The organism is Rahnella victoriana, assembly GCF_004330295.1.
In the GTDB taxonomy this organism is placed as follows: Bacteria; Pseudomonadota; Gammaproteobacteria; order Enterobacterales; family Enterobacteriaceae; genus Rahnella; species Rahnella victoriana.
On sequence record NZ_SJOJ01000011.1, the window covers coordinates 140,523 to 159,958 of the forward strand.

Sequence of the window (19,436 nt, forward strand, 5' to 3'; positions counted from 1 at the left end):
TTCCCTGTAATAAGAAAGCACCGGACGCGCCAACAGATTGATTCGTCCGGTGAATTTTCAGCATAGTGGATTATTCAGCAGAAGTGGGGGATCAGCTTCACAACCTCTCCCCATAAAGGCGTTAACTCACTCAGAACCGGAAGCGCAGCCACGCGAAGAACACGTTACCGTTGTTATAGGTGCCGGGAATGTAGGTCGCCTGAAATGTCAGACGATCGTATCCGACGGACGCCAGCGGTAAGACAATCGGGATCGGAATATATTTATAGTCGTCACGCGCTGTCACGGCCGCGGTATACCCCAACCCTAAGCGAAAATTCTTATCCTGCGCAGGCGTCCATATTTTTTCCCAGCCATAACCCCCGATAGGTTCCCATTTATTATGGGAATCTTTAAACGCCATAAAATAAATGCCGTTCCAGTTACCTTTTTCATCGTATCGGGAAATACCGTAACCCCCGCCCCACGGACGTTCGTTATATTTGTCGGTTTTCTCTTTATCGTAGGTAAAACGGTTATGCCAGGTGATCACCGGCAAATACAGATCCTGCGACTGTGGTTCATTCCAGGTGGTGGACACCTTCTCTGTGAACGACGACCAGATACCGGGAATGATCGATTCTTTATGTACCTTGTTGGGATCGCTGACGGGATTATCTCCGTTGCTGGCCGCAAAAGCCGGAACACAAAAAGCCATGGAAACAGTAAGGCTAAAATCCCTGATTAATTTTTTATAAGACATCTTTTAAATAACTCCCTGACGTAAGGTTTTATTATACCTAACCCCGGACAGGAAATAATTAAACAACAGAAGAACAGCAGTCAGAATGGGTTTAATTGCCTGAAATATCAGGCATTGAGGGTTTTATTATGGGAGTTTTCCTAGCAGGATAAATAAGACAAAATATGAACAGTTCGTAAGAAATAAGTCAGCGCCATAAAAAAATCCGCAGGCTTTCGCACTGCGGATTTTTATTACCGGTTCCGTTTACGCATCAGCCAAGCTGTTTACGCGCGTTACGGAACATGCGCATCCACGGGCTGTCTTCGCCCCACTCTTCCGGATGCCAGGAGTTGCTGACAGTACGGAAGACACGTTCAGGGTGCGGCATCATCACGGTGACACGGCCTGACAGGTTAGTGACCGCCGTGATGCCGTTCGGTGAACCGTTCGGGTTCGCCGGATAGTTTTCTGTCGCCTGACCGTTGTTGTCCACGAAACGCAGCGCCACCAGATTGCTGTGTTCGATTTGCGCCAGATGTGCCGCATCACGCACTTCCACATGGCCTTCGCCATGAGACACCGCGATGGGCATCCGTGAACCGGCCATCCCCTGCATAAACATCGACGGGCTGGCGGTCACTTCCACCAGACTGAAGCGCGCTTCAAAGCGGTCAGACAGGTTACGCACAAAGCGCGGCCAGTGTTCTGCGCCCGGGATCAGCTCTTTCAGGTTCGACATCATCTGACAGCCGTTACACACGCCCAGCGCCAGTGTTTGCGGACGGTGGAAGAATTCTTCGAACTCTTCACGCACGCGGTCGTTGAACAGAACCGATTTCGCCCAGCCTTCGCCCGCGCCCAGCACGTCACCGTAAGAGAATCCGCCGCACGCCACCAGCGTGTGGAAATCCTGCAAATCGCGGCGGCCGGCCAGCAGGTCACTCATGTGCACGTCAACCGCATCAAAACCGGCACGGTGGAAGGCGGCCGCCATTTCCACGTGGGAGTTGACGCCCTGCTCACGCAGCACAGCGACTTTCGGACGCGCACCTTTGGCGATGTACGGCGCAGCCACGTCCTCATCCGGTGCGAATGTCAGTTTGACGTTCAGACCCGGGTCAAGATCCTGAGTTTTCGCCTGATGTTCCTGATCGGCACACTCAGGGTTATCGCGCAGACGCTGCATCTGCCAGGTGGTTTCTGCCCACCAGGTGCGCAGCGTGGTACGGCTTTCGCTGTACACCGGTTTGCTGCCGGAAGTGATGATGAAGCGATCGCCGGTTTCCACACTGCCGAGGTAATGCGTGCAGTCCGCCAGACCAAAGTCGGCCAGCGTTTTCTCAACGGCTTCACGGTCAGACGCACGCACCTGAATCACGGCACCCAGTTCTTCGTTGAACAGCGCGGCCAGCGAATCGTTGCCCAGCGCCGCGATATCTGCGGTCAGGCCGCAATGTCCGGCAAAGGCCATTTCCGCCAGTGTCACCAGCAAACCACCGTCGGAACGGTCATGGTAGGCCAGTAATTTCTGCTCAGACACCAGCGCCTGCATGGCGTTGAAGAAACCACCCAGTTGCTCAGCACTGCGCACGTCGGCAGGCGTGTTGCCGAGCTGACGGTAAACCTGCGCCAGCGCGGTCGCGCCCAGCGCGTTATGACCGGCACCCAGGTCGACCAGCAACAGCACGGTGTCGCCTTTGTCGGTGCGCAGTTGCGGCGTTACGGTGTGGCGCACGTCTTCGACACGGGCAAAGGCGGTGATCACCAGCGACAGCGGAGAAGTCATCTCGCGTTGTTCGTTACCTTCCTGCCAGCGGGTTTTCATCGACATCGAGTCTTTGCCCACCGGAATGGTGATACCCAGCGCCGGACAAAGTTCTTCGCCCACCGCTTTAACCGCCGCATATAAACCGGCATCTTCGCCCGGGTGACCGGCCGCCGACATCCAGTTTGCAGAAAGTTTGACGCGTTTCAGGCTGCCAATTTCAACGGTAGCGAGGTTAGTCAGTGCTTCGCCCACCGCCATGCGGCCGGACGCCGCGAAGTCCAGCAAGGCCACCGGAGCGCGTTCGCCCAGAGACATGGCTTCGCCGTGATAGCTGTCGAGGCTGGCGGTAGTGACCGCGCAGTCAGCAACCGGGATCTGCCACGGACCGACCATCTGGTCACGAGCCACCATACCGGTGACGGTACGGTCGCCGATGGTGATCAGGAAGGTTTTCTCAGCCACCGCAGGCAGATGCAGAACGCGTTTCACCGCTTCGGTAATCTGAATGTTTTCCGCATTCAGCTCGTCGCCTTTGGCTTTAAGCGTGGTGACGTCGCGGGTCATTTTTGGCGTTTTGCCCAGCAGAACGTCCAGCGGCATATCAATCGGCTGGTTGTCGAAATGGCTGTCTTCCAGAGACAGATGCATTTCTTCCGTCGCTTCACCGATGACAGCGTAAGGTGCGCGTTCACGCTGGCAAATCGCATCGAACTGTTCCAGCTGTGCCGGAGACACCGCCAGTACATAACGTTCCTGCGATTCGTTACACCAGACTTCCAGCGGGCTCATGCCCGGCTCGTCGTTGAGGATGTCGCGCAACTGGAAACGGCCGCCACGGTTGCCATCGCTGACCAGTTCCGGCATGGCGTTGGATAAACCGCCTGCACCGACGTCATGGATGAACAGGATCGGGTTGGCTTCGCCAAGTTGCCAGCAACGGTCGATCACTTCCTGACAGCGACGTTCCATTTCCGGGTTGTCGCGCTGTACGGAAGCAAAATCCAGATCCGCATCCGACTGACCGGATGCCATGGAAGATGCCGCGCCGCCGCCCAGACCGATATTCATCGCCGGGCCGCCGAGCACGATCAGTTTCGCGCCCACGGTGATTTCGCCTTTCTGCACGTGATCCGCGCGGATGTTGCCGATACCGCCCGCCAGCATGATCGGTTTGTGGTAACCGCGCAGCTCAGGGCCGTTGTGGCTGTTAACGTTTTCTTCGTAAGTCCGGAAGTAGCCCAGCAGCGCCGGACGACCAAATTCGTTGTTAAATGCCGCGCCGCCCAGCGGGCCGTCGGTCATGATATCCAGCGCGGTGACGATACGATCCGGTTTACCGAAATCTTCTTCCCACGGCTGTTCAAAGCCCGGAATACGCAGGTTGGACACAGAGAAACCCACCAGACCGGCTTTCGGTTTTGCACCGCGACCGGTTGCGCCTTCGTCACGGATTTCACCACCGGAACCCGTTGCCGCGCCCGGCCACGGAGAGATCGCCGTCGGGTGGTTATGGGTTTCAACCTTCATCAGGATATGCGCCTGCTCCTGATGGAAATCGTACAGACCGTCTTTCGCATCGGCGTAGAAACGGCCGACCTGCGAACCTTCCATCACGGCGGCGTTATCTTTATACGCCGACAGCACGTGATCAGGGGTCTGTTCGAAGGTGTTTTTGATCATCTTGAACAGGGATTTCGGCTGCGTTTCGCCGTCGATAATCCAGTCTGCGTTGAAGATTTTATGACGGCAGTGTTCCGAGTTGGCCTGTGCGAACATGTAGAGTTCGATGTCAGTCGGGTTGCGCCCCAACGACGTAAAGGCTTCCATCAGGTAATCAATTTCGTCCTGCGCCAGCGCCAAGCCTAATTTGATGTTGGCGGCTTCCAGTGCGCCACGGCCAACGCCCAGGATATCCACATGCTGCACCGGCGCAGGCTGATGCTGCGCGAACAGCGCGCTGGCATCTTCAGGCTGAGTGAAGACGGTTTCCATCATGCGGTCATGCAGCAACGCGCCCAGTTCGTTCCACTGTGCTTCCGTCAGTTGCGGTGCCTGTACATAAAAGGCCAGACCGCGCTCAAGACGCAGAACCTGCGACAAACCGCAGTTGTGCGCGATGTCGGTGGCTTTGGAAGACCAGGGAGAAATGGTGCCGGGGCGCGGAGTGACCAGCAGTAAACGACCAGAAGGAGCGTGTTCAGCGAGAGAAGGACCGTATTTCAGGAGGCGTTGTAACTTGGTTTGTTCGTCCGAATTCAGCGGCGCGCTGACATCGGCAAAGTGTACATATTCGGCGTAGATATCGCTGACCGGAAGGCGGGCTTCCTGACAACGTGACAATAATTTGTTAATGCGAAAAGCCGACAAAGCGGGCGAACCACGCAGTATTTCCATAATCACAGATCTCTCGTCTTCGAAGACACTGACCACAGTGCTTCATTGGGCGCAACAGGGGGAAAACGCGGGCTATTATAAAGAAAGCTGGCGTCCGACGAAACCGTTTGCGTAGTGAAACTTGATATTCATTTATAGGCCCACATATCTTACGGGTATCATGAATAAAGTTGCAGACTGCCGTTTTGTTGAGCAAAATGCGTCAGCACTGGGGATATAACCATACAAACTGCACAGCATAGCGTAAAAAAACAAGAGCGCCGCAGCGAGATAACTATTTGACGCGACTAAAAATTAATTATGTTCTGATGGGGATCGCCGCCCTGTTGCTGGCACTGGCCTTATGGCCAGCCATCCCGTGGCACAGAGGTGAAGGCGACCTGCTGGATCAAATAAAATCCCGTGGAGAATTGCGCGTCAGCACGCTCAATTCTCCACTGACTTTTATGGACTCCCCGGAAGGCAATCTCGGCTTCGATTACGAACTGGCTAAACGCTTCGCAGATTATCTGGGCGTGCAGCTGGTCGTCACGCAGCACACCACGGTTGACGCCATGTTTGACAGTCTCGATCAAAATAAAGCCGATTTACTGGCGTCGGGTCTGGTCTACAACAATGAGCGGCTGAAAAACTACCGTGCCGGGCCTGAATATTATTCCATCTCTCAGCAACTGGTTTACCGGCAGGGTGCCCCGCGTCCGAAGAGTTTCGCGGATGTGAAAGGCTCGCTGATGGTCTCTGCGGGTACGGCACACATCCCGACACTGGAAGCGGCCAAAAGCAAATACCCGGATCTGACCTGGACGACCACCGACAAAATGTCACCGCGTGACCTGCTGCAACAGGTGGAAACCGGCAAGCTGGATTACACACTGGGTGACTCGGTGACCATCGCGCTGATGCAGCGCGTTTATCCGCGTCTGGCTGTCGCTTTTGATGCGACGGAAGACGAGCCGGTGACCTGGTATTACCGCAAGGTGCCGGATGACGACAGCCTGTCTGCCGCCATGCTCGACTTCTTCAGCCAGATTTCAGAAGACGGTACGCTGGAAAAACTCGAGGAGAAATATCTCGGTCACGTCGGTGATTTTGATTACGTCGATACGCGGACATTCCTCAAAGCCATCGACAGTACGCTGCCGGACCTGCAACCGCTGTTTGAGAAGTATGCGCAGGACATCGACTGGCGTCTGCTGGCGGCCATCGCCTATCAGGAATCTCACTGGGATCCGCAGGCCAAATCGCCGACCGGCGTGCGCGGGATCATGATGCTGACCCGGGCAACGGCGGGAGGGCTTGATGTGGATGACCGCACCGATGCCGAGCAGAGTATCCGCGGGGGCGCACAATATCTGTCGCATCTGATGGCGAAAATGCCGGAGACGATTCCGCAGGATGAACGGATCTGGTTTGCGCTGGCGGCCTATAACATGGGGTACGGACATATGCTCGATGCCCGTAAACTGACGGCACAGCAAAAAGCCAATCCGGACAGCTGGGCCGATGTGAAACAGCGCCTGCCGATGCTGAACCAGAAACGCTTCTTCAGCCGCACGACGTACGGTTATGCGCGCGGCACACAGGCGTATAACTACGTGGAAAATATCCGCCGCTATCAGCTGAGTCTGGTGGGATACCTGATGGAAAAAGAGAAGCAACAGGCGCAGAAAGCCGCGTTACAGGCGCAACTGGGTCAGGGCTATCCGGCCGTGGCTCCGCAGGAAGCACTGGCGCAGTAAGGCCGGTACGGTTTATTCCTGCGGTTTATCGTCGGTTGGTTGCGCGGCCTGCGCGGCACGTTCGGCCTGTCTGAGGGCTTTTTTCTGGCTGCGGCGAAAACGGAAGAAGGCGCTCAGCTGTTCCGAACATTCTTCCGCAAGCACGCCAGCGGTGATGTCGATCTGATGATTCATGCCCGGATGACGCAGGATATCCATCAGGGAACCGGCGGCACCGGTTTTGGCATCTGCCGCGCCATACACCACGCGGCGGATCCGGCTGTGAACCATCGCCCCGGCACACATAACGCAAGGCTCCAGCGTGATATACAGCGTGGCATCGAGCAGACGATAGTTTTGCACGGCACTTCCGCCCTGACGCAATGCCATAATTTCCGCATGCGCCGTCGGATCATGATGGCCGATAGACCGGTTCCAGCCTTCGCCAATCACCTGATTGTCTAAAACCAGCACCGCGCCGACCGGCACTTCGCCCTCTTCCTGCGCTTTCAGCGCCAGCGTCATGGCGTACCGCATCCAGTGTTCATCGTCATTCATTACTGCCAACTCAGCCTCTGCCACTTCAACCTCAATCATTTTTTACCGGCAGACATGTTATCTGAATTTTGCGCTGGCCGTTATTCCAGTTGCTGTAACTCGCCCTGTTTACTGACGCGGAAACGATGCTCACAGAAGAACAGCAGCGGGTTGTCCTGTTTGCTGTCGCTGTAACCGCTGTACAGTTTAAGCGGTGAACCGATACGGCTTTCAAGCTGGGCGACCTTTTCTTCTCCCAGACAACGCAATGGCAACACCCAGCCGCCTTTACCGCGCGCAATCCGGCTGCCGACCAGACGAACCTGCGGTAAAAACAGAGAGGTGTTGTATACCTGCTGCACCAGATTTTCCGGTGAGCCGGTGATCAGCCACACTTGTGTATCATCGCTGTCGAGATATTCCCGCAGCCTGCGCTGCACCACCGGAAACTCCACCACTTTCTCACGAAACGCAGTGACAAATTGCAGCTCCAGCGCCTTCAGCCGTGCCTCACTGTGACCGAAGGTAATCGACCACAGTAACAGGCTCATCGGCCAGCGCGCGGCGCGTCCGTGGATAAACAATCCTATCCCCACCAGCGGCAGAACCGGCACTACGAGGATCAGATTCTGCGGCATGCGTCTGAGCAAAAACCGCAGAAAGCTGCCGAACATATCCTGCTGGTGCAGCGTGCCATCGAGATCAAAAAAGACCACCCGTCGATCAGGCTTCGTACTCAATCCGTTACTCCTCGGGATCGTTGAACCCCATCAACCAGGTAAAAATAAAACCTGCTATTACCGTAATGACTAAACCGATCAGATACAACATCACCTTGCCGGAAATAATGGTCAGTGCCAGCGGCAGGCCGGAAATGCCGAATGTGATGACCGTCGCGACTTTCCAGTAACAGATTAGCGCACCGCCGACGGCTCCGCCCAAACATGCGCCAATAAAAGGACGACCGAGTGGCAGCGTAACACCGAATATCAGCGGCTCGCCGATGCCTAAAATCCCCACCGGCAACGCCCCTTTGATCACTTTTTTCAGCCGTGCGTTGCGGGTTTTCATGTACACCGCGATCGCCGCCCCCACCTGTCCGACACCGGCCATGGCTAAAATCGGCAACAGCGGGTTGGAGCCGTGCGCCTGGATCAGTTCAACGTGGATCGGCACCAGCCCCTGATGCAGGCCTGACAGCACCAGCGGCAGGAACGCACCGGCCAGCACCGCGCCCACCAGTAATCCGCCTTTATCGATAGCAATATTGACGCCGTGAGCAATGCCATCCGAAATGTAACCGCCGATGGGTTGCAGGATCACAATCGCCAGCGTGGCGGTGATCAACGTGGTGATCAGCGGATTGAGGATCAGTTCGACCGATTCCGGCAGCCACTGGCGCAATCTTTTCTCCAGCCAGCACATCAGGGCGACCACCAGCAATACCGCGATCACCCCGCCACGACCGGGCTGTAACGCTTCGCCAAACAGGGTGATTTGCGCCAGCGCAGGGCTGGAGAGAATTCCTGCCATCACGCCGCCCATCGCCTGTGAGCCGCCGAAAACCCGCGCCGCATTCACACCGACCAGAATGTTCATGATGGCAAAAACCGCCCCGCCAAAAATCGCCAGCAGCCCGAGGATATTGGGGTAATCAAGGGCAATGGAACCGGCGATATCAGGCCGTTTGAGCAGATTGATAATGCCCATAATCAGCCCGGAAGCGATAAAGGCCGGGATCAGCGGAATAAAGACGTCAGCCAGTTTGCGCAGCGCCCCGCTCATCGGGGCAGAGTATTTTGCTTTGGCGCTGGCTTTGTTGCGGGCGATCTCGTTTTCTCCCGCCCCGCTGACCGCTCCGGCCGGACTCAGCAACAGACGCATGGCATCCACCACTTTTGCCGCCGCACCCGGCCCGACAATAAACTGATGCTGTTCGCCCTGCTTCAGATACCCTTTGATGCCTTCCAGCGTTTTCAGGCTGGCCAGATCCAGCCGTTCATCGTCGCGCACTTCCACGCGCACGCGGGTCATGCAGTTTTCCAGCTTGCTGATATTGCCCTCACCGCCGACCCCCAGCAAAATCTGCGAAGCCAGCCGCTGCGTTTTATCCATTGCCATCGCCATGCTCAACTCCTTGAGGTTAATCCGCCAGTGCGGCGCGCAGGAATCCGTGGTGTTTCGCCAGTCGCGTTTTTGCCTGTCCGGCATCAATGCCCGCCAGCAGCATCAGAATGGCCGGTTTCACTTCAAAATCAGTCTGAGAAAGTGCCGCTTCGGCATCACTGCGCGCCGCGCCCGTGGCCTCGACCACAATGCGGCAGGCGCGATCGACCAGTTTCACGTTGGTGGCTTTCACGTCCACCATCAGGTTCTGGTAAACCTTGCCACTTTTGACCATCGCACCGGTTGAGATCATGTTCAAAACCAGTTTCTGCGCGGTGCCGGATTTCAGGCGGGTGGAGCCGGTCAGCGCCTCCGGCCCGACCACAGGTGAAATGGCGATAGCCGCTTCGCGGGCAATCGGCGAATCCGGATTACAGGAGATCGCCACCGTGGCGCAACCCAGTCCGGTGGCGTAGCGCAGGGCGCCGATCACGTAAGGCGTCCGGCCGCTGGCCGCCAGCCCGACCACGGTATCTTTTGCGCTCAGGTTGAGATTCTTTAAATCCTCCACACCCAGCGATTCGCTGTCTTCCGCGCCTTCCACCGCTTTGAGCAACGCGCCAGGCCCGCCGGCAATCAGGCCAACCACCATGCCGTGCGGAACACCAAATGTTGGCGGGCATTCTGACGCATCAAGAACGCCAAGACGGCCACTGGTGCCAGCGCCAAGATAAATCAGTCGTCCGCCAGCCTGAAATGACGCTGCGGCTTTATCGATGGACTGCGCAATCTGTGGCAGTACATGGCTGATGGCTTCCGGCACTTTGCGGTCTTCACGGTTGAAGCAGGCCACCAGTTCCAGCGTGGACATTTCATCGAGATTCATCGTGTCCGGATTGCGGCTTTCTGAAACCAGCGCACCGAGATTGAGGGTTGTGTTCATGTTTCTCTCCTGAATTTTTAATTCAAATTTATTACACAATATTTGAATATATTATTCATCAATGCGAGGAATATTTGCTATTTTAGATAACATAATCCGTAAAACGTGATGTAAGTATTCAGAGACGCCGGGATAACCCACCATGAGTTGTATGATCCGTATCCGCCAGCTATATCCGACACTGGCGCAAAATGACCGTAAACTGGCTGATTTTTTACTGGCTCAGCCGGAAAAAGCCCGTCATATGAGTTCGCAAAAGCTGGCTGAGATGGCCGGCGTCAGTCAGTCTGGCGTGGTGAAGTTTGCCCAGAAACTCGGTTATAAAGGCTTCCCCGCGCTGAAACTGGCCATGAGCGAATCGCTGGCCTCAGCCGAACACAGCGAGCCGGTTACCGTCCATAATCAGATTTTAAGCACCGACAGCCTGCATGTGGTGGGCGAAAAACTGCTGACAGAAAAGCAATCGGCATTGCGCGCCACCCTCGATATCAACAGCGAACCCCGCCTGCAAATTGCGTTGTCGATGCTGACGGATGCCCGGAAAATTATCCTCACCGGGATTGGCGCGTCGGGACTGGTGGCGAGGGATCTGGCGTATAAGTTGCTGAAAATCGGGGTCACGGCAATCGCCGAATCCGATACGCATGTGCTGGTGGCGACTGCGCAGGCCCTGTCAAAAGAGGATTTATTGCTGGCGATTTCTTTCAGCGGAGAGCGCAGTGAGATCAATCTGGCGGCACGGGTAGCGCGGGAAAGCGGCGCGAAAGTGCTGGCGATCACCGGCTTTTCGCCTAACCCGTTGCAGCAACAGGCCGACCACTGTTTATACACCGTGGCAGAATTACCGGCGACCCGCGGCGCGGCGCTTTCAGCCACCACGGCACAATACTCCCTGACCGATTTACTGTTTGTGGCGCTGGTTCAGCAAGATACAGCACACGCACCGGAGCGCATCCGCCATAGCGAAGAACTGGTGAAAAAGCTGGTTTGATCAGGATCATTTGGCAGGCGGAAAGGCGCAGGAGCAGAACCTACGCCAGCGCAATTCTGCTATACTGCGCGCCCTGATGACTGAACGATACGAGAAAACGCCATGGCCCTGCTGATCACACACAAATGCATTAATTGCGATATGTGCGAACCGGAGTGTCCGAATCAGGCGATCTCGATGGGTAATGAGATTTACGAAATCGACAGCGATCGTTGTACGGAATGTGTCGGCCATTACGATAAACCGACCTGTCAGAGCGTCTGTCCGATCGACAATACCATCATCATCAATCCGCAACACACCGAAACTAACGAACAGCTTTGGGATAAGTTTGTGGTGTTGCATCACGCCGTGTAAGGGCACGTGATGCATTGTGAAGGATGAAGGGTATTAGTTTTCGATAATCACTGTGGCGCAGGCATAACGGCGCTCATCGGCCAGCGTGACATGCACTGATTTCACGCCCATCTGTGCCGCCATTTCTGCCGCGCGGGCATGAAAAACCAGCCCCGGCTTGCCCAGCACATCATTGACCACTTCGAATTGCTCAAACGCCAGCCCGTTGCGGATACCGGTTCCCAGCGCTTTTGCGGCGGCTTCCTTAACGGCAAACCGCTTCGCCAGAAAACGTACCGGCTGCTGATGCTGCTGATAAACCGCCCATTCACTGGCGCACAAAATACGCCGGGCCAGGCGGTCACCACTGCGTTCAATCACTGCCTGGATACGGGAAATTTCTACGATATCCGTACCTAAACCTAAAATGCTCATTACCGGCGCGCTTCCCGCATCAGGTTTTTCATTTCACGCACTGCACCCGATAATCCGTCGATCACTGCCTGACCAATAATGGCGTGGCCGATATTCAGCTCATGCATTTCCGGCAAGGCCGCGATCGGCTGAACGTTGTGGTAAGTCAGGCCGTGGCCCGCATTCACTTTCAGGCCCTTACCGGCTGCGTAAGCCGCGCCCTGTTTGATACGCTCCAGCTCCGCCTGACGCTCAAGATCCGTTTGCGCTTCGGCATAGGCACCGGTGTGGATCTCGATGTAAGGTGCGCCAACGGCCACCGCTGCATCGATCTGACGCAAATCAGGATCGATAAACAAAGACACCAGAATACCGGCTTCGCTGAGACGGGAAACTGCCACCGTCATTTTATCCAGCTGACCGGCAACATCCAGACCGCCTTCGGTGGTCACTTCTTCACGTTTTTCCGGCACCAGACAGCAGAAATGTGGCAGGATTTCGCAGGCAATCCCCACCATTTCATCGGTGACGGCCATCTCGAGATTCATACGGGTTTGGATAGTCTGACGCAGAAGGCGCACATCGCGATCGGTGATATGACGGCGGTCTTCACGCAGATGGACGGTGATCCCATCGGCACCTGCCTGTTCAGCGATAAATGCTGCCTGAACCGGATCAGGATAAGCCGTACCGCGTGCATTACGCAGTGTCGCAATGTGATCAATGTTAACGCCCAACAGCAACTCAGCCATAACAGCTCCAGATTTAAGAATGAATTGATTTATGAATGGAACAACAACGCTAATTTCTGCAGTTTACACCCTTGAGAGTGGCAGCGTGTAGCCCGGAGTCTGAATTAGCTGGAAGAATTGTCAGAAGGTGAAACAGGCTTTTTAACCTGAAACTGGCGGAACAGTTCGCGGCTTTTCAGGGGCTTGCCGCCAAGGTAAGGTTTCAGCGCCATGCGGGTAAAACGTTTTGCGGCGCGCAACGTCGCAACATCCGGAAAATCACGGCTGGCCAGCGCTTTTAAATCCCGCCCCGTAAAGCTGGAATTATCAATCACCAGACTGGCGATAAAGCCTTTTTCTTCACGGTACCGGTAAGTCATGGTGTCGCTGACTTCTTCACCGCTGCCCGCGCAATGCAGAAAATCCACGCCATAGCCCAGATGATGCAACAAAGAAAGCTCGAACTGGCGCAACGCATACTCCGGAGAGCCGCTGGCACCCGCCAGATTTTGCAGACAATTGAGGTAATCGAAGAACAGGGAAGAGTAATTCGCTTCCTGCTCAAGAACCCGGGAAACGAGTTCGTTGACGTACAGGCCGCTGTAAAGCATCAGACCCGACAGAGGAAGGGCGAGAGAGACAGGTTCGGCATTGCGCAGGGTTTTCACTTCTCCCCGCCCGCTCCAGCGAACCAGTAAAGGCGTAAAAGGCTGCAGGCAGCCTTTCAGATTGGACCGGCGGCCACGCGCACCTTTAGCCAGTATGCGTACCCGCCCTTGTCCCTCAGTGAATAAATCCAGCATCAGGCTGGTTTCACTGTAAGGTCGCCCATGCAAAACAAATGCGCGTTGCCAGCCTTCCATAGGCGCGGACCTTATAAGTCGTCTACATAACCCAGACTGCGCAGCGCACGTTCGTCGTCTGCCCAGCCGGATTTGACCTTAACCCACAATTCAAGATGGACTTTCGCTTCGAACATGTTTTCCATGTCTTGGCGGGCTTCAATGCCGATCGTCTTGATTTTAGAGCCTTTGTTACCGATAACCATTTTCTTCTGGCCTTCACGTTCTACCAGAATCAGGCCATTGATGTCGTAACCACCGCGTTCATTGCTGACAAAGCGTTCGATTTCGACTGTCACGGAATACGGCAACTCTTCGCCCAGGAAACGCATCAGTTTTTCACGGATGATTTCTGAGGCCATAAAGCGTTGTGAACGGTCAGTGATGTAATCTTCCGGGAAGTGATGAACCGCTTCCGGCAGACGCTTACGCACCAGTGCCGCGATGGTATCGACGTTAGTCCCTTTCTCTGCAGAAATAGGCACGATATCCACGAAGTTCATCTGCTCACTCAGGAATTGCAGATGTGGCAATAATTTAGACTTGTCGGTGACGTTATCAATCTTATTGATCGCCAGCAGAACCGGTGATTTCAAATCACGCAGTTTGTTGACCACCATTTCGTCATCGGCAGTCCAGTGGGTGCCTTCGACCACGAAGATCACCAGTTCAACATCACCAATCGAGCTGCTTGCAGCACGGTTCATCAGGCGGTTAATGGCACGTTTTTCTTCAATGTGCAGCCCCGGGGTGTCCACGTAGATGGCCTGATAAGGCCCTTCGGTATGGATACCCATGATGCGGTGACGCGTGGTTTGTGGTTTGCGGGAAGTAATGGAGATTTTTTGCCCCAATAATTCATTCAGCAAGGTCGATTTGCCGACGTTAGGTCGGCCGACGATTGCAACAAAACCACAGTAATTCTTTTCTTCGCTCATTCAAGCTCCAGCTGTATCAGCGCTTGTTCCGCTGCCGCCTGCTCGGCTTTACGGCGACTTGAACCGGTTCCTACAACCGGCTGGCTCAAGCCACTGACCTGGCAGTGGATGGTAAACTCCTGATCGTGCGCTTCACCGCGAACCTGCACAACCAGATAAGAAGGCAACGGCAGATGACGACCTTGCAAAAACTCCTGTAAACGGGTTTTTGGGTCTTTCTGCTTATCACCGGGACTGATTTCGTCCAAACGACTACGGTACCAATCGAGAATCAGCTTTTCGACGGTCTGGATATCACTGTCCAGGAACACGCCGCCAATGAGTGCCTCCACCGTATCCGCAAGAATCGACTCGCGGCGGAAACCACCACTTTTCAATTCGCCCGGCCCTAAGCGTAAACATTCGCCGAGATCGAATTCACGTGCCATTTCAGCTAACGTATTTCCACGTACCAGGGTGGCACGCATACGACTCATATCGCCCTCGTCGACGCGAGGAAAACGATGGTACAGCGCGTTAGCAATGACATAACTAAGAATTGAGTCACCCAGGAACTCTAAACGCTCATTGTGTTTACTGCTTGCGCTGCGGTGAGTCAGTGCCTGCAATAAAAGCTCCTGCTGTTGAAAAGTGTAGCCCAGCTTCCGCTGAAGCCTGTTTATTACGATGGGATTCATGAGTTACCAATAGATCAAGAATGCGTCAAAAACTTCAGCATACGGAACAGGCCTGCTTCGCCCTAAGCCAATCCAAAGCTGTTTCGTTTGCAGTGGCTCCCTCTGTGCGTTTTAAATTTAGATTTAAAATCAGGGGAGCCAACTTTTATCGCCCGAAAGGATATTCTACAACGAGTGGAAATATAATGCTGCGCTAATAGCCACCATTAAATTAATGAATTCCACCGATACGGCTTAAACGAACACCGGTAGGCCATTCACCTTCCTGTTTTTTAAAGCTCATCCAGATAGCAGAGGCTTTACCGACTAAATTCTGTTCCGGAACAAAGCCCCAATAACGGCTGTCAGCGCTGTTATCACGGTTATCGCCCATCATGAAATAGTGCCCTGCTGGCACGACCCATGTTCCCAGCGGCTGACCCGGTTGCTGATAATAAGCACCCAGTTGGTCACGCGCACCCGGTACCGTCAAAATACGGTGTGTCACGTTGCCCAATGTTTCATTGCGCTGAACCAGACGGACACCGTCCTGCGGCACATTGCTGGTTGGTGGCGTTTCAAAGAAACCGCTGCTGGCTTCACCACCGGTAGACTGACCAAACGTCTGCACGAAATCGCTGGCCACACCGGTGTCATACGTCACCGCTAAAGCCGTATTGCAATTTTTACCGCTTTCACAGGCTGGCTGAACCGTGACCTGTTTGCTGAACGGATCATACGTCACGCGGTCACCCGGCAAGCCGACCAGACGTTTAATATAGTCCACGCTCGGATTCTGGGGATATTTAAATACCACCACATCGCCACGCTTAGGCTCACCCGTTGGGATCAGCTTGGTCTGAGTAATAGGATCTTTCAGGCCATAAGCATATTTCTCAACCACGATGAAATCGCCAATCAGCAAGGTTGGCATCATGGAGCCGGACGGGATCTGGAAAGGTTCATAAATAAATGAACGCACCACAAACACGACTAACAATACCGGGAATACCGATGCACAGGTTTCCACCCAGCCCGGCTGCTTTGCCACTTTACTCAGTGTTGAATCGTCAACGGCGCCGCCCGTTTCAGCCTTAATTTTGGCAATTTTCGCCCGGCGTGCAGGTGCCAGCTTGAAACGATCAAGGCACCAGATAATCCCTGACACCAGCGTTGCAACCGCCAGAATCAGGGCAAACATGTTAGCCATGCATACTCCCTACGACTCAATTAAGGATTTACTTGCTGTCTTTGCCCACGTGAAGAATGGCCAGGAACGCTTCCTGTGGTAACTCGACGTTACCCACTTGTTTCATGCGCTTCTTACCATCTTTCTGTTTCTGCAAGAGTTTCTTCTTACGGCTGACGTCGCCGCCATAACATTTGGCGAGAACGTTTTTACGCAATTGCTTCACAGTGGAACGGGCAATGATGTGAGCACCAATTGCCGCCTGAATAGCAATGTCGAACTGCTGACGCGGGATCAGTTCCTGCATCTTCTCAACCAGCTGGCGTCCACGGAACTGTGAATTGCCACGGTGAGTGATCAGCGCCAATGCATCCACACGGTCGCCGTTGATTAGAACATCAACACGCACCATGTCAGAAGCCTGAAAACGTTTGAAATTGTAATCAAGCGACGCATAACCGCGCGAGGTTGACTTCAGACGGTCGAAGAAATCGAGCACCACTTCCGCCATTGGAATTTCATACGTCAGCGCAACCTGGTTACCGTGATAAACCATGTTGGTCTGAACGCCACGCTTCTCAATACACAGGGTGATCACGCTGCCGAGGTATTCCTGCGGCATCAGCATATGACACTCAGCGATCGGTTCGCGCAGTTCCAGAATGTTGTTCAGGGCTGGCAGTTTGGACGGGCTGTCGACATAGATGGTTTCATTGCCCGTCGTCAGCACTTCATACACTACCGTTGGCGCCGTGGTGATCAGATCCAGATCGTATTCACGTTCCAGACGTTCCTGAATGATTTCCATGTGCAACAGACCCAGGAAGCCACAACGGAAGCCGAAGCCCAGCGCGGTAGAACTTTCTGGTTCGTAGAACAGGGAAGCATCGTTAAGGCTCAGTTTGCCTAATGCATCACGGAAGTTTTCATAGTCATCAGAGCTGACCGGGAACAAACCGGCGTAGACCTGTGGTTTAACTTTCTTAAAGCCAGGCAACGCTTTTTCAGCAGGCTGACGCGCTAACGTCAGCGTATCGCCGACCGGTGCGCCCAGAATGTCTTTAATCGCACAAACCAGCCAGCCTACTTCGCCGCAGTTCAGGATATCGCGATCGACACGTTTAGGCGTGAAAATACCCAGACGATCGGCGTTATACACCTGTCCGGTACTCATCACTTTTATTTTGTCGCCCTTTCTCATGGTACCGTTTTTGATACGCACCAGAGAAACCACGCCAAGATAGTTATCGAACCAGGAGTCGATGATCAATGCCTGAAGCGGGGCTTCAGGATCACCTTCCGGCGGTGGCACATCACGCACCAGGCGCTCGAGGACTTCAGGCACACCGACACCGGTTTTCGCGGAACAGCGAACGGCATCCGTCGCATCAATACCCACGATGTCTTCGATTTCCTGTGCAGCGCGATCAGGATCGGCGGCAGGCAGGTCGATTTTGTTCAGAACCGGAACAACTTCCAGATCCATTTCCATCGCGGTATAGCAGTTCGCCAGCGTCTGTGCTTCTACGCCCTGACCTGCATCCACGACCAGCAACGCGCCTTCACAAGCTGCGAGAGAACGGGAAACTTCATAGGAGAAGTCGACGTGACCCGGCGTATCGATAAAGTTGAGATGGTAAACCTGACCATCTTTCGCTTTGTAATCGAGCGTAACGCTTTGCGCTTTGATCGTGATGCCGCGCTCACGTTCCAGATCCATTGAATCGAGGACCTGCGCTTCCATTTCACGGTCGGATAAGCCGCCGCAAATTTGAATAATACGGTCTGACAGCGTCGACTTACCGTGGTCAATGTGGGCAATAATGGAGAAATTTCGTATATGCTTCATTATAAAAGTTTTTCTACCTTGGTATTTCTGAATCATTCGCCATGAACATACAGCGACGGTTTGTAGGTTGGCTGTCTTTCGCCTAAGTCGCAGCATTCTACATGCCAGCACCGTGAAAACCTAGTCTCGGCAGATGCTAACTCCAGATTATGCGAGCTTTCACGAGACGAAATCCTTCCGTTTTCATTTGTTTTCATCATCGGTGCGTGCCGTCGCCCCTTTTCGGGACATCAGGAAAGTATTTTATGTGTCTGCTTCCCGCGCACCGTTTTAGGAAAATACCCATTTACAGAAAGCGACTCTGAATCTTAATATATTGTTATAAAAGAAATTACATAATTTCACACTCATAAAGCTCTCATTAAACTTCTTCCTTAAATATCTTTTTTTCTTTTTAATTCAATCCGGTCACAAGGTTATCAATATGATCAATGAAGGGCGGCTGCTCAGTCAGCATGGCTTTGCCAAAGCCAACTCTTGGATCACTCTGGTCCTGTCGGTTCTTTTACTGATTGGCGGCGCGGTGCAAATTGCATTCCTGCTGGCTTTTGGCCATACCGCAGAAGGGCTGCACAGCGTGATTCTGTCTGCTCTGCTCAGTATTGCACTTGGTGTGGTTCTCATCATGCTGAGGCGTATTATCAGGCCAAATCAATTCTATCAGCTTCATGAAAACGGTATTTTAGTTATAAGCCAGACGGATCAAAAAAACCGTTTCATCCCTTTTGAACGGATTATGGATATATATCGTTTCAGAACCGGGAAATACACGCGACGTATTTTAAATACCATGACGTTCCGTGAGGAAAATAGCAAAGTCTGGCATCGCATCACGCCTGACATCGCCAATTCTGAAAGACTGATCGAGGTGATTAAGAACGAACAGCTGATGTTCCGCGGCCCATGGGCATTAAATACCCTGGCGCAAGGTGGGGATATTTTATTTACTAAACTCGACAACTCACATTGCGGTTTGAAACGGTTTATCGGTGCCAACCTGCTGGCCGGACATGAAAAAAGGATCCGTCTGAGCGCCCTGATGCTGACTACGGATGAAGGCAAAACTGTGCCTGTTGAGGATATCCAGTTTATTAGTGGCGGCAGTAACAGTCCGCTGATCAGGCTGCTGGACAAGCATGGTCGTATCCTGTTTTCTGTGGCTTATACGTCACTCTCAAGCGCAGATCTCTTCATCGCGCTGATCGAACATATGATCCAGAACCGGATACCGGTCAGAAACTAAAAATGCCACCGGTTTCAGAAACACGGTGGCACATTGGCATGTTGCGGTTTGAGAAAT

17 protein-coding genes are annotated in these 19,436 nt (G+C 53.9%); 4 read left to right on the plus strand and 13 right to left on the minus strand.

What is annotated here, in order from left to right; all coding sequences use genetic code 11:
• Window positions 1-130: 130 nt before the first annotated feature.
• Both pagP and purL read right to left on the minus strand, forming a co-directional pair.
• Window positions 131-742 (minus strand): lipid IV(A) palmitoyltransferase PagP, encoded by a 612-nt coding sequence (gene pagP / locus EYY67_RS11445; RefSeq protein WP_095924898.1) that lies wholly within the window; start codon window positions 740-742, stop codon window positions 131-133.
• Window positions 743-995: 253 nt separating this feature from the next.
• Window positions 996-4,889, minus strand: coding sequence for a phosphoribosylformylglycinamidine synthase (purL, locus tag EYY67_RS11450; RefSeq protein WP_207391090.1), 3,894 nt, complete (start codon window positions 4,887-4,889; stop codon window positions 996-998).
• A gap of 275 nt (window positions 4,890-5,164) precedes the next feature.
• On the opposite strand from purL, the gene mltF reads away from it, so the two are divergent.
• Window positions 5,165-6,625, plus strand: a complete 1,461-nt coding sequence (gene mltF / locus EYY67_RS11455) for a membrane-bound lytic murein transglycosylase MltF (protein ID WP_131693527.1) — start codon at window positions 5,165-5,167, stop codon at window positions 6,623-6,625.
• 12 nt (window positions 6,626-6,637) lie between these two features.
• Here the strand turns inward: mltF and tadA are convergent, their stop codons facing one another.
• The 4 genes from tadA to murQ are packed head-to-tail and all read right to left on the minus strand — an operon-like array spanning window position 6,638 to window position 10,190.
• Complete coding sequence (gene tadA / locus EYY67_RS11460) at window positions 6,638-7,201, minus strand: tRNA adenosine(34) deaminase TadA (RefSeq protein ID WP_205948386.1); 564 nt, start codon at window positions 7,199-7,201, stop codon at window positions 6,638-6,640.
• Window positions 7,202-7,242: 41 nt separating this feature from the next.
• A complete protein-coding gene (gene yfhb / locus EYY67_RS11465) occupies window positions 7,243-7,881 on the minus strand; it encodes a phosphatidylglycerophosphatase C (RefSeq protein WP_095924895.1) in 639 nt (212 codons plus the stop codon).
• 4 nt (window positions 7,882-7,885) lie between these two features.
• The gene (locus tag EYY67_RS11470; RefSeq protein WP_095925289.1) at window positions 7,886-9,256 is read right to left on the minus strand and encodes a PTS transporter subunit EIIC; all 1,371 of its coding nucleotides are present in this window, start codon (window positions 9,254-9,256) and stop codon (window positions 7,886-7,888) included.
• 28 nt (window positions 9,257-9,284) lie between these two features.
• Window positions 9,285-10,190 carry an N-acetylmuramic acid 6-phosphate etherase gene (gene murQ, locus EYY67_RS11475; RefSeq protein ID WP_131693528.1) on the minus strand — a complete coding sequence of 302 codons (906 nt, stop codon included), beginning with the start codon at window positions 10,188-10,190 and terminating at the stop codon, window positions 9,285-9,287.
• 142 nt (window positions 10,191-10,332) lie between these two features.
• On the opposite strand from murQ, the gene EYY67_RS11480 reads away from it, so the two are divergent.
• A complete protein-coding gene (locus EYY67_RS11480) occupies window positions 10,333-11,181 on the plus strand; it encodes a MurR/RpiR family transcriptional regulator (RefSeq protein WP_095924893.1) in 849 nt (282 codons plus the stop codon).
• A 102-nt stretch (window positions 11,182-11,283) separates the two neighbouring features.
• Window positions 11,284-11,538: a YfhL family 4Fe-4S dicluster ferredoxin gene (locus tag EYY67_RS11485; RefSeq protein ID WP_095924892.1), complete on the plus strand. Its 255-nt coding sequence runs from the start codon at window positions 11,284-11,286 to the stop codon at window positions 11,536-11,538.
• Between the two features lie 33 nt (window positions 11,539-11,571).
• On the opposite strand, the gene acpS is transcribed toward EYY67_RS11485, so the two are convergent.
• The 7 genes from acpS to lepA all read right to left on the minus strand — a co-directional run bounded on the left by acpS (window position 11,572) and on the right by lepA (window position 18,136).
• A complete protein-coding gene (gene acpS, locus EYY67_RS11490; protein WP_095924891.1) occupies window positions 11,572-11,952 on the minus strand; it encodes a holo-ACP synthase in 381 nt (126 codons plus the stop codon).
• On the minus strand, window positions 11,952-12,683 hold the full coding sequence (pdxJ, locus tag EYY67_RS11495) for a pyridoxine 5'-phosphate synthase (RefSeq protein WP_095924890.1): 732 nt from the start codon (window positions 12,681-12,683) through the stop codon (window positions 11,952-11,954). Before pdxJ ends, acpS begins: the two co-directional genes overlap by 1 nt.
• A 104-nt stretch (window positions 12,684-12,787) precedes the next feature.
• Entirely contained in the window at window positions 12,788-13,525 is a 738-nt protein-coding gene (recO, locus tag EYY67_RS11500) for a DNA repair protein RecO (RefSeq protein ID WP_095924889.1), read from the minus strand.
• An 11-nt stretch (window positions 13,526-13,536) separates the two neighbouring features.
• The gene (era, locus tag EYY67_RS11505; protein ID WP_095924888.1) at window positions 13,537-14,442 is read right to left on the minus strand and encodes a GTPase Era; all 906 of its coding nucleotides are present in this window, start codon (window positions 14,440-14,442) and stop codon (window positions 13,537-13,539) included.
• A complete protein-coding gene (gene rnc, locus EYY67_RS11510; protein WP_015698392.1) occupies window positions 14,439-15,119 on the minus strand; it encodes a ribonuclease III in 681 nt (226 codons plus the stop codon). Before rnc ends, era begins: the two co-directional genes overlap by 4 nt.
• A gap of 211 nt (window positions 15,120-15,330) precedes the next feature.
• On the minus strand, window positions 15,331-16,308 hold the full coding sequence (lepB, locus tag EYY67_RS11515; protein ID WP_131693529.1) for a signal peptidase I: 978 nt from the start codon (window positions 16,306-16,308) through the stop codon (window positions 15,331-15,333).
• Between the two features lie 28 nt (window positions 16,309-16,336).
• Window positions 16,337-18,136 (minus strand): translation elongation factor 4, encoded by a 1,800-nt coding sequence (gene lepA, locus EYY67_RS11520; protein ID WP_095924886.1) that lies wholly within the window; start codon window positions 18,134-18,136, stop codon window positions 16,337-16,339.
• Window positions 18,137-18,560: 424 nt separating this feature from the next.
• Here lepA and EYY67_RS11525 point away from each other — a divergent pair, with 424 nt between their 5' ends.
• Window positions 18,561-19,379: a DUF6585 family protein gene (locus EYY67_RS11525; protein ID WP_095924885.1), complete on the plus strand. Its 819-nt coding sequence runs from the start codon at window positions 18,561-18,563 to the stop codon at window positions 19,377-19,379.
• The last annotated feature ends 57 nt before the right edge of the window (window positions 19,380-19,436 follow it).

Bases quoted from the DNA above. Each gene is read 5' to 3' on its own strand.
- pagP (WP_095924898.1), bottom strand. From the start codon at position 742: ATGTCTTATAAAAAATTAATCAGGGATTTTAGCCTTACTGTTTCCATG.
- tadA (WP_205948386.1), bottom strand. From the start codon at position 7,201: ATGATTGAGGTTGAAGTGGCAGAGGCTGAGTTGGCAGTAATGAATGAC.
- EYY67_RS11470 (WP_095925289.1), bottom strand. From the start codon at position 9,256: ATGGATAAAACGCAGCGGCTGGCTTCGCAGATTTTGCTGGGGGTCGGC.
- murQ (WP_131693528.1), bottom strand. From the start codon at position 10,190: ATGAACACAACCCTCAATCTCGGTGCGCTGGTTTCAGAAAGCCGCAAT.
- EYY67_RS11480 (WP_095924893.1), top strand. From the start codon at position 10,333: ATGAGTTGTATGATCCGTATCCGCCAGCTATATCCGACACTGGCGCAA.
- EYY67_RS11485 (WP_095924892.1), top strand. From the start codon at position 11,284: ATGGCCCTGCTGATCACACACAAATGCATTAATTGCGATATGTGCGAA.
- acpS (WP_095924891.1), bottom strand. From the start codon at position 11,952: ATGAGCATTTTAGGTTTAGGTACGGATATCGTAGAAATTTCCCGTATC.
- pdxJ (WP_095924890.1), bottom strand. From the start codon at position 12,683: ATGGCTGAGTTGCTGTTGGGCGTTAACATTGATCACATTGCGACACTG.
- recO (WP_095924889.1), bottom strand. From the start codon at position 13,525: ATGGAAGGCTGGCAACGCGCATTTGTTTTGCATGGGCGACCTTACAGT.
- era (WP_095924888.1), bottom strand. From the start codon at position 14,442: ATGAGCGAAGAAAAGAATTACTGTGGTTTTGTTGCAATCGTCGGCCGA.
- rnc (WP_015698392.1), bottom strand. From the start codon at position 15,119: ATGAATCCCATCGTAATAAACAGGCTTCAGCGGAAGCTGGGCTACACT.
- lepB (WP_131693529.1), bottom strand. From the start codon at position 16,308: ATGGCTAACATGTTTGCCCTGATTCTGGCGGTTGCAACGCTGGTGTCA.
- lepA (WP_095924886.1), bottom strand. From the start codon at position 18,136: ATGAAGCATATACGAAATTTCTCCATTATTGCCCACATTGACCACGGT.
- EYY67_RS11525 (WP_095924885.1), top strand. From the start codon at position 18,561: ATGATCAATGAAGGGCGGCTGCTCAGTCAGCATGGCTTTGCCAAAGCC.